Below are 10297 nucleotides of genomic sequence, written 5' to 3'. Positions count from 1 at the left end.
GACGCTCCCTGGCTTCCGGTGGTGGGTGACTGGAACGGTGACGGCAAGGACACCATCAGCGCCTACAACCCCGCCAACGGGCGTTTCCTGCTCAGCGACAACCCAGCCAACGGTGTGGCGCAGTACGTGATCGCCTACGGTGACCCCAACGCCATTCCGCTGGTGGGCGACTGGGACGGTGATGGCAAGGACAACATCGGGGTGAAGATGGGTGCCACCTATTACATGCGCACCGGTGCGGTGACCGGCGCCATCGAGAACACCAGGGCGATCGGTTACGGCAACACCACCGGGGACCTGCCCGTCATCGGCGACTGGAACGGCGACGGCATCGACACCCAGGGCCTCGCCCGCTAGTCACCGAAGATCCGGCCGGCAGGGGCGGTGACCGTCAGACGCCCTCCGGAGAACGAACCGATTGTGACCCTTGAGGGGGCGGACGAACGTCCGCCCCCTCAAGTCATGTGGTGAGGGCCTCGACGCTCATCGGCCGGCCCGCCGCGATATGGCGGGCCGGCCCCGGGCACGAAGAAATCCCGGGAAGGAATCCCTGTGTTTCAGGGGTCTTCCCGGGATCGTTTCTCTTCGTTACCGGTTCAGGTTCTCACCGGCCGGCGGGTGGCCGGTTCACATGGGAATAGCGGGCGGCCCCAGAGCCGGTGGCGAGCGCCCAATATCTGTCACCGTAGGACCAGTGCCACCATTCGGTCGGGTAATTGGTCAGCCCGGCCTCCTCGAGGACCTTGGAGAGGATCTCCCGGTTGGCCCTGGCCTCCACCGAGATGTTGGCCGCCGCCGTGTAGCAGGCGTCGTCACTCTCCTCGGGGCTGGCGTTGACCTCGGTGCCCATGGGCAGCTCCTCCCCGGCCGTCGTGCACAGCGTGACGTCCACCGCGGCGCCGCAGACGTGGGGGGCGATGTGCGGAGGGGACAGGGAGCGACTGGCCTGCACGTAGAGATGGTCCTCGGGCCATTCCGGGTTGGCCGCCCGGAGCCTGCCCATGTACCCGGTGAAGTACTGCTCCTGCAGCGAGTACGGGCGGTACCCCTCGACCACGAGGAAGCGCAGCCCGTCCGGCAGCAGTTTCTGTGCCCGCAGGAGCCTTTGCGCCGCCTCCTCGCGGAGGTGGGCGAATGCGCCCTCCGGGTCGGCGAGGCGCTCGTCGAGGAGGATCTCGGGGTTCTCGCGGAGGTCCACCAGCGGCTCGCCCGACTCCTCGACCGGTATCGCGGCCACGCGAGGATCGGACATGAGAATGATCTCTGACACGGTCTCTCCTTAGCACTGTGCCAGGCGGAGCGACCGCCTGCGGCATGTGGGCCCCGCGACGGCCGTGCGCTGAGCGGGCCTGTCAAGGCGGCCGGGCTTCACGCTGTCGGCCCTTGCCGCCAGGTTCGGCCGCACCTCTAGAAGTTCTCTCCAAAAACGCGCTAAAGAACGGAGAGAAGTTCCTTGTACTCCCGAGTCCCCAGGGCGGCGAAGACCGCGAGGGCCTCCTCGCGAAGCGCCCGCGCCCCCGCCGCGTCGCCGGTCGCCTCCCGGACGCTGGCCAGGTCACGCTGCGAGCGGGCACGGAACAGCGGCAGGCCCAGGTCGTCCCATACGGCGATCGAACGGCGGAGCTGCTCCCCGGCCGCGGCGTAGTCGCCCCGCGCGAGGTGCAGCTCGCCGATCGTGCGCAGGATCAGCGCCTCCCCGAACCGGTCGGCCTGGCCGGTGCAGACGCCGAGGGCGTCCAGCAGATCGGGCAGGACGGCCGCGTGCTCACCCAGCCGGATCCGCGTCTTGGCGAGCGACTGGACCGCGTAGGCCTCCATCAGCACGTCGTCGGACTCGCGCAGCAGCTCGACCGCCCGCTCGCTCAGTGACTCCGCCTGGCGCAGGTCGCCCGAGGCGCGATGCAGCAGCGCGGCGGTGCGAAGGGTGAGGGCCTCCCCGCGCTTGCTACCTAGCCGTCTGAAGGCGGCCAGCGCGTCGTTGAGCAGCGCCGAGGCGGCGGCGTAGTCGCCGCGATCGAGGAACACCGATCCGGCCAGCCTCTTGGCGTAGCCGGTCCCCGAGTCGTCGCCGAGCTCCTCGAAGGCCGCCCCGGCCAGCTCCAGGTGGGGCAGCGCCTGGTCCAGGTCGCCCTCCTCGCGGCAGGCGGTGCCGATGCCGGCGAGGGCGATCGCCTCCCCGTGGGCGTCTCCGCCCTTGCGGAATAGGGGGAGCGACTCGTGGAAGAACCGCCGCGCCTCAAGGTACCGGTCCTGCCTGTTGCGCAACTGGCCGAGCCCCACCAGCAGGGTCGCCTCACCGAGCACGTCGCCGGCCCGGCGTACGGCCGCGAGCGCCGCCTCGTGGGTGCGCCGCCACTCGTCGAACCGGGCGTCCACCGAGAACGAGGAGGAGCACAGCGCCGCGCTCACCTCGCAGGCCACCTCGTGCAGGTCCATCGCGGCGGCCCGCTCGACGGCGACGACCAGGGCCGGGGCCTCGGCGTTGAACCACGCCGTCATGCCGGCGGTGACGCGCTCCGTGGCCTCGGCGCCCAGGGGCAGGGCCTTTGTGTATCGCCTGCGCAAGGGGAGGGCGCCCGAAGGGCTCCTGGACGCTGTGCGCGTGATCAGCCACAGCCAGCCGCCCAGGGCGCGGGTCATGGCGGCGGCGCGTTCCTCTTCGGGGTCCTCGGCCTCCGCCCGCTCGGCCGCGTACACGCGCAGCAGGTCGTGCAGCCGGTACCTCTCCTGCTGGGCGCTGTCGACGGTGACGAAGTCGACGAGCTGGGCGTCCATCAGCCGCTCGGTCACCTCCTCGCCCTCCTGCTCGGGTACTCCCAGAAGGGCCGCGACCACCCATGAGGCGAAGTCGGGCACCCCGAGCAGCCCGAGCGCGCGGAAGGCCTTCTGGGCCTGGGCGTCGAGCCCCCGGTAGCTCAGCGCGACACTGGCCCGTACCTCGAGGTCGCCGGCGGTGAGCTCGTCGAGCCTGCGGCGCTCGTCGGCCAGACGCGTGGCCAGGGTCTGGAGGGACCAGTGCGGACGGGCGGCCAGCCGCGCGCCGGCCGTGCGAAGGGCCAGGGGCAGGTGGCCGCAGAGCAGGGCGATGCGCTGTGCCGCCTCGCGCTCGGCGTCGACGCGTGCGTGGCCGACGATGCGGGACAGCAGCTCCACGGCCGCGTCCGCCTGGAGGACGTCGAGGTCGGTGAGGCTCGTCCCGGCCAGCCCGGCCAGCCGCTTGCGGGCGGTGACGATCACCGCGCAGGTGTGGCTGCCCGGCAGCAGGGGGCGGACCTGCCGCTCGGTGCCCGCGTCGTCGAGGACGACCAGCACGCGCCGCCCCGCGAGCATACTGCGGTAGGCGTCGACGCACTCCTCCAGCGTGCCGGGTATCGCGGCGGGAGGGACGCCGAGGGCGCGCAGGAACCGCCCGAGCACCTCCAGGGGAGGGGCGGGGGAGTCGCTGACGCCGCGCAGGCCGGCGTACAGCTGCCCGTCCGGGTACGCCTCGGTCAGCTGGTGGGCGACCTTGACCGCGAGCGCCGACTTGCCGACGCCGCCCTTGCCGGAGATCACCGCCACCGTGACCGTGTCGCTGGGGGCGGTCAGGCACGCGGTCAGCTCGGCGATCTGTGTGCCGCGCCCGGTGAAGTCGGCGACGCCGCGCGGCAGGTGTCCCGGCACGACCTCCTGCCGCTGCTCCCCCTGGCCGGAAGGCTGTGCGGGCGCTACAGACGGGTCCGCCGTGGTGTTCGCGGGGGACGGGGTCGCCGAGGAGGCGTCCACCGGGGAGGGCCGTGGGCCGGCGGCTCGCGGCACGCTGGGCCGGGACAGTGACGGGTCCGCCCGCAGTATCGCCTCGAACAGGTGCCGCAGCTCGGCGCCGGGGTCCACGCCCAGCTCGTCGGCCAGGGAGCGTCGGCCCTCGTGGTAGACGGTCAGGGCGTCGGCCTGGCGGCCCAGCCGGTACAGCGCCGTCATCAGCTGGCCGCGCAGCCGCTCGCGGGTGGGATACGCCCAGACCAGCTCGGTCAGCTCGCCGACCAGCTCCACTTCCCAGTTCGCGGCGAGCTCCGCGCTGATCCGCTCCTCAAGGACCGACAGGCGGGTCTGCTCCAGCCGCTCGGCCTCCCCGCGCAGCGCGTTGCCGATGCCGCCGAGGGCCGACCCCCGCCACATGGCCAGCGCGGCCCGCAGCTCCTCGGCCGCGGCGTCATGACGGTCGTCGGCGGCGTGGCGGCGGCCCTCCGCGACCCTGTGCTCGAACGCCCGCAGGTCGAGCTGCCCCGGCTCGGGCCGGATGAGGTATCCCGGCGGCCTGGTCTCCAGCAGGTGATCGTGCCCGGCCCGCACCAGCGCGCGGCGAAGCCCGTACACATAGGTCTGGATCAGCGCGTTGGCGCTGCTCGGCGGACGGTCTCCCCACAGGGCGTCGACGAGGCGCTCACCGGAGACGACCCTGCCCGAGCTGAGGAGCAGGGCCGCCATGAGGGCACGCGGCTTCGGGCCGCCCAGCGAGAGCCGCTCCCCGCGGTGCGACGCTTCAACCGGACCGAGCAGACGAAATTCCAACCGTCCTCCGTGGGCTCCCAGGCCGCCTAGAGGCAAGTGATAGCACTGCCGCCCACGAAACGGAACCCGTTGGGTGCGAGATCATTCGATCATCCGACGCGAAGGGCTCGCCGGTGGTGGGAGAGCCGTCGGTCGCCGGAGGGACGGCCTCAGAGGATCGCGCCGTCGTCCCAGCCCGAGTCGGGAGGCGGCCCGTCGCCCATGCGCACGATCAGCGCGACGAAGCCCCCGATGAAGGCGGCGATGGCGGCGAACACGATCCACCCGTCCATCGGCCAGGACAGGAGCGCGGCGAGCAGCAGGTACGCGGGACCGCCGAACAGCGCGAACCAGGCGATCTTGGTGCCCGCGTCCATCTTCGGGAGCGGCGGCGGGGGAGGCGGGACGTAGTGGTCGCCGTCGTCCTCTTCGGGGGAGGGGGCCGAGGCGGCCCGCTCCTCCTCACGGGTCTCCGCGGGGATCTCCGCCATCACCTGCTGGGGGGCGTCTTCGACGGGGACGTTCTCGCGATCCGGCCATGGCTGGCCGGCCGAGGTCGCCTCGGCGGTTTCGTTGAAAGAGGCGACGATCTGACGCCAGACCTCGTCCTCATCACTCTGGGGCGTCACCGGTCACTTCGATTCGTTCCTCTGCTCATGATGAGGTCGGATCAGTCTTCTCCGCAGCGGGATCAGTCTCTCTGCAAGGGTACCGACGCGTGGGCCCTGATGAAGTCGAGGCTACCCTCGAAAATCTCGGGCGCATCGTTGTCGAGCGTCGCCACGTGGTAGCTGTTCGCGCACTCGCGCACCGTCAGGTTGCCGCCGAGCGCCTGGCGCAGCAGCTCGACGCTCGCCGGTTTCACAACGTGGTCCTCGGGGCTGTGGTACACGAGCACGGGCTGGGTGATGCGGCCGAGCTCCGACTGGACCAGTGACCAGAGCTTCGGGAGCGTGGCCGCCGCCCTGACGGGGGTGCGCGTGTAGCCCACCTCGGTCGCCCCCTCCTTCTTGATGTCGTTCGCGACGCCCGCGACCGACGGGAGTACGAACTTCAGCACGGGCGCGAGCTTCATCAGCGGGACGTCGTTCACGATGGACGGGTTCACCACCACCAGGCCCCGCACCGAGGAGCCGTGCACCTCGGCCAGCCGGAGCGCCATGCACCCCCCGAGGGACAGGCCCATGACGAAGACCTCGGCGCACGTGCTCCTGAGGCTCTCGAAGGCCCTCTCAAGCTCGGCGAACCAGTCTTCCCAGCGGGTGCGGTTCATCTCCTGCCAGGTGGTGCCGTGTCCGGGCAGGCGGGGCACCGACACCGTCAGGCCCGCATCCGCCAGGTAGCGCCCCCAGGGGCGCAACGACTGTGGCGTCCCGGTGAACCCATGGCAGAGCAGGACCCCGACCTGGCCACCTTCGTGCTGATATGGCTCGGAGCCGGGCATGAGCGGCATGTTGGATTCCTCTCCTGATGATGGCTCGCCCGATCGTCGCACGTTCGAGGGCCGTCCCGCGAGATCCGCGAGCCCGGTGTCGCGGTTGGGTGGACGGTGTTGGTTGAAGGTGAGGTGTAGGTGAGGTGCGCCCGGCATGCGAAGATGACGCCACGCGGTTACAGCGGTGTGAACTCAGAGGAAAGCCAGCGAAGGGGTGCCCGAGTGTTCTACTGGGTGGTGAAGGCCATTCTCTCGCCGTTCCTCCATCTGGTGTTCCGTCCCTGGTCAGAGGGCGCCGAGCATGTCCCGAAGGAGGGCCCGTCGATCCTCGCGGGCAACCACCTGTCGTTCGCCGACCACTTCTTCGGCGCGCTTCCGCTGCCCCGCAAGGTCATCTCGCTGGGCAAGGCCGAGTACTTCACCGGGCGCGGTGTGAAGGGGCTGCTGAGCCGGGCGTTCTTCACCGGCGTCGGCACCGTGCCCATCGACCGGTCAGGCGGCAAGGCCAGCGAGGCGGCGCTGCGCACCGGCCTGCGCATCCTGCGGGAGGGCCACGTGCTCGGCATCTACCCCGAGGGCACCCGCTCGCCCGACGGGCGGCTCTACAAGGGCAAGACCGGCGTGGCCCGGCTGGCCCTGGAGTCCCGGGTGCCGGTCATCCCCTGGGCGATGGTGAACACCTTCGAGATGATGCCTCCCGGGCGCAGGTTCCCGAAGCTCGGCATCCGCCCCGGCGTGAAGTACGGCAAGCCGCTCGACTTCTCCCGCTACTACGGCATGGAGGAGGACCGGCTGGTCCTCCGCGCCGTCACCGACGAGATCATGTACGCGCTGATGGAGCTGTCCGGCCAGGAGTACGTCGACAAGTACGCCGCCAGCGCCAAGGTCGAGATGGCCCGCGCGGCGAAGAAGGCCGCACCGTCCTAGCCGTCCTCGGCGGCGGCCGGTCAGGGGCCGTCAGTTCGCCCGGTCCGGTGGTGTGGCTCCCGCCACCGCCACCTGTCCGAGGCTGATGCCCGCGTCGTTGGGCGGCACACGGGAGTGCAGCAGCACCGTGAACCCGCGCTCCTCCAGCAGGGCGGCCGCCCGCTCGACGAGGTAGAGGTTCTGGAACACCCCGCCGGACAGCGCGACCGTGGACAGGCCGGTGCGCTCCCGTACCCGCAGGCAGCCCTCCGCGACGAGCCGGGCGACCCCGTTGTGGAAGCGCGCGGAGATCACCGCCGCCCCGGCCCCCGCGTCCTCCACGACCGCCTCCACCAGATCGAGCCCCACCACCCTGAACGGCCGCTCCCCGTCCGCGCCCCCGGTTCCGGTGGCGGCGGGGTCCAGGATGCGGCAGGGGTACGCCCGCTGTTCGCCGGGGGCGGCGATCCGCTCCAGCTCGATGGCGGCCTGTCCCTCGTAGGTGACCGTGTCGCGGCCCGTCACCAGGGCGGCGACGGCGTCGAACAGGCGTCCTGCGCTGGAGGTCGGCGGCGCGTTGACGCCGCGTGCGGCCATGGCGGCGACGGCGTCCCATCGCCCGGCGTTGCGCTCGCGCACCCCGAGTCCTTCCGGCGCCCCCGCGCCGAGATAGGCGGCGGCCATCCGCCACGGCTGCCGGATCGCCGTCGCGCCGCCGGGCATCGGCACCGGCTCCAGATGCCCGGCCCGCTCGAACCCGGCCAGATCGGCGACCAGGAACTCGCCGCCCCACAGCGTGCCGTCCAGGCCGTACCCGAGCCCGTCGAAGGCCACGCCGATCACCGGCCCGGCCACGCCGTTGTCGGCCATGCACGACGCGATGTGCGCGTGGTGGTGCTGCACGCCCACCAGCTCGACGCCCTCCCGAGCCAGCGCGTACTTCGTCGAGAGGTACTCCGGGTGCAGGTCGTGGGCGACCAGCTCGGGCCTGACGCCGAACAGCCGCTGGAAGTGCCGGACGCCCTCGGTGAACGACCGCAGGGTCTCGAAGTTCTCCAGGTCCCCGATGTGGTGCGACACGAACGCGCGGCGCCCCTCGGCCAGGCAGAAGGTGTGCTTCAGCTCGGCTCCGCACCCGAGCACCGGACGGCGGACCCCTTCCGCGAGGGTCAACGGCGCGGGGACGTAGCCCCGCGAGCGGCGGATCGGCAGCTCCCTGCCCCGGAACACCCGGACGACCGAGTCGTCGGCGCGCGTGTGGATCGGCCGGTCGTGGGTCAGGAAGGCGTCCGCGATGCCGTCCAGGCGTGCGAGCGCCGTGTCGTCGAGGTAGGCGATCGGCTCGTCGGAGACGTTCCCGCTGGTCAGCACGATCGGCTGCGGGAACTGGCGCAGCAGCAGGTGGTGCAGGGGCGAGTAGGGCAGCATCACCCCGAGCGACCGCGCCCCCGGCGCGACCGCCTCCGCGACCCCGCCTTCCGCGATCCCACCGCCGGCGTGCCGGGTCCGGCGGCGCAGGAGCACGATGGGGCGGCGGCGGCCGGTGAGCAGCCGTTCCTCGTCGGGGTCGATGGCGCAGAGCAGGCGGGCCGCCGCCAGGTCGGGCACCATCAGCGCGAACGGGCGCTCCTCCCGGTGCTTCCTGGCGCGCAGCGCCGTGACCGCACGCTCCAGGTCGGCGCGGACGGCCAGGTGGTACCCGCCGATCCCCTTGACCGCGAGGAGCCGTCCCCGCCGCAGCAGGCGGGCCGCCTCCCGAACGGGGTCGCCCGGGATCTCCTGCAGCGCGCCGTCGACCAGTCGCAGGCGCGGGCCGCACGCCGCGCAGCACACCGGCTGGGCGTGGAACCGCCTGCCGGCCGGGTCGTGGTACTCCTCCGAGCACGCGTCGCACATCGCGAAGGCCGCCATCGTGGTGCCTGCCCGGTCGTACGGAGAGGCCCGGACGATCGTGAAGCGCGGCCCGCAGGCGGTGCAGTTGATGAACGGGTAGCCGTACCTGCGGTCGGAGGGGTCCTCCAGCTCCCGCAGGCAGTCGGCGCAGGTGGCGACATCGGGGGAGATGAGGGCCCGCCCTCGGCCCGCGCCCGTGCTCGGCGCGATGCCGAACCCGGGTTCGCCCGTGACGGGCACCTCCCGCGAGGTGACGCGGTCGACGATCGCCAGCGGAGGCGGCCGATGCCGTACGGTCTCCAGGAACTCGGCAACGGCGGTGGAGACGCCCTCGACCTCGATGAACACGCCATGCTCGTCGTTGCCGACCACTCCGCACAACCCCAGCCGCGTCGCGAGCCGGTGGACGAAAGGGCGGAATCCCACCCCCTGGACGACACCGTCGACCCGGATCTCGGCACGGACGCTAGGGCTCACATGATCAGTCTCCGGCGGGCACCGGCGACAGGCAACGAAGGCGCGCGACGTGCCCCCGCGCCTCCTCGATCAGGCGCATCATGGCGAGGCTGTCCGAAAGCGGCATGACGGCGCTTTCTGTGCGGCCCTCGGCCAGGGCGTCGCGCACCTCGCGGAGCTCCCCGGCGTACCCGTCATCGGACGCGGCGATCACGTGCTCCTCCGGCTCGCCGGAGGAGCCGTGCAGGACCATGCGCGTGGGGGCGAAGAAGGGGGCGTCGAGGTCGGCGCGCAGGATCGTGCCGGTCACCGAGGCGGTGTTGGCCAGCGGGCCGAGCAGGGAGGTGTCCAGCAGCGCCCGCGCGCCGTCGTTCCAGGACATCAGCAGCCCGGCCTCGGCGTCGACCCCGGATGGCGACAGGGTGCCGGTGACGGTCATCGCGCCGGGCTCGCCGAGCAGGAGCTGGGCCAGGCCCATCGGGTAGATGCCGAGGTCGAGCAGGGCCCCGCCGCCGAGCGCGGGATCCCATAGCCGGTGCGCGGGGTCGTAGGCCATGGGGAACCCGAACGACGCGGACACCGACCTGAGCGTGCCGAAGCTCCCGTCGCGTACGAGCCCGTGCAGCCGCGTGACCAGCGGGTTGAACCGCATCCACATGGCCTCCATGAGGAAGACCCCCGCCTCGCGCGCCAGCTTCACCATGCGCTCGGCGTCGGCGGCCGTGGCGGCCAGGGGCTTCTCGCACAGCACCGCGCGCCCGGCCGCGATGGCGAGCTCCGCGACCGGCAGGTGGTGGGAGTGCGGCGTCGCGACGTACACGACGTCGACCTCCGGGTCGAGCACCAGCTCCTCGTACGAGCCGTACGCGCGGGGCGCCTCCAGCTCGCCGGCGAGCCCGCGCGCCCGGCCGAGATCGCGGGAGCCGACGGCGGCCACCCGCATGCCCGGCTCCCGCGCGATCACCTGTCCGACCGTGCGGGCGATGCCGCCCGTGGCCGCGATACCCCACGACAGCACGAAAGCTCCTTCCAGGCGCGGCCGCCGCCGTACGGTCCGTACGGGCTCGGCGCGCTTCG

At 72.1% G+C, this 10297-nt stretch carries 8 protein-coding genes; 2 read left to right on the top strand and 6 right to left on the bottom strand.

What is annotated here, in order from left to right; genetic code table 11:
• Window positions 1-357: hypothetical protein (locus ACGFIV_RS13665; protein WP_358558335.1), on the top strand; the 357-nt coding region annotated here is incomplete at its 5' end.
• 247 nt (window positions 358-604) lie between these two features.
• Here the strand turns inward: ACGFIV_RS13665 and ACGFIV_RS13660 are convergent.
• The 4 genes from ACGFIV_RS13660 to ACGFIV_RS13645 all read right to left on the bottom strand — a co-directional run bounded on the left by ACGFIV_RS13660 (window position 605) and on the right by ACGFIV_RS13645 (window position 5983).
• Window positions 605-1270, bottom strand: a complete 666-nt coding sequence (locus ACGFIV_RS13660) for a M15 family metallopeptidase (protein WP_358558333.1) — start codon at window positions 1268-1270, stop codon at window positions 605-607.
• A 161-nt stretch (window positions 1271-1431) separates the two neighbouring features.
• Window positions 1432-4551: a BTAD domain-containing putative transcriptional regulator gene (locus tag ACGFIV_RS13655; protein ID WP_392834701.1), complete on the bottom strand. Its 3120-nt coding sequence runs from the start codon at window positions 4549-4551 to the stop codon at window positions 1432-1434.
• 149 nt (window positions 4552-4700) lie between these two features.
• A complete protein-coding gene (locus ACGFIV_RS13650) occupies window positions 4701-5159 on the bottom strand; it encodes a hypothetical protein (RefSeq protein ID WP_358555597.1) in 459 nt (152 codons plus the stop codon).
• Window positions 5160-5221: 62 nt separating this feature from the next.
• Complete coding sequence (locus ACGFIV_RS13645) at window positions 5222-5983, bottom strand: alpha/beta fold hydrolase (protein ID WP_358555600.1); 762 nt, start codon at window positions 5981-5983, stop codon at window positions 5222-5224.
• A 204-nt stretch (window positions 5984-6187) separates the two neighbouring features.
• Here ACGFIV_RS13645 and ACGFIV_RS13640 point away from each other — a divergent pair, with 204 nt between their 5' ends.
• Window positions 6188-6892, top strand: a complete 705-nt coding sequence (locus tag ACGFIV_RS13640; protein ID WP_358555603.1) for a lysophospholipid acyltransferase family protein — start codon at window positions 6188-6190, stop codon at window positions 6890-6892.
• A 30-nt stretch (window positions 6893-6922) separates the two neighbouring features.
• On the opposite strand, the gene hypF is transcribed toward ACGFIV_RS13640, so the two are convergent.
• Window positions 6923-9241, bottom strand: a complete 2319-nt coding sequence (gene hypF, locus ACGFIV_RS13635; RefSeq protein ID WP_358555606.1) for a carbamoyltransferase HypF — start codon at window positions 9239-9241, stop codon at window positions 6923-6925.
• Window positions 9242-9245: 4 nt separating this feature from the next.
• A complete protein-coding gene (locus tag ACGFIV_RS13630) occupies window positions 9246-10238 on the bottom strand; it encodes a Gfo/Idh/MocA family oxidoreductase (RefSeq protein ID WP_358555609.1) in 993 nt (330 codons plus the stop codon).
• Window positions 10239-10297 lie beyond the last annotated feature (59 nt).

It is taken from the genome of Sphaerisporangium sp. NPDC049003 (assembly GCF_043197795.1).
GTDB lineage: Bacteria > Actinomycetota > Actinomycetes > Streptosporangiales > Streptosporangiaceae > Sphaerisporangium.
This window is presented reverse-complemented; position numbering and strand designations above follow the sequence as displayed.

Coding starts and splice junctions, on each gene's coding strand:
- ACGFIV_RS13645 (WP_358555600.1), bottom strand. CDS start 5,983: ATGCCGCTCATGCCCGGCTCCGAGCCATATCAGCACGAAGGTGGCCAG.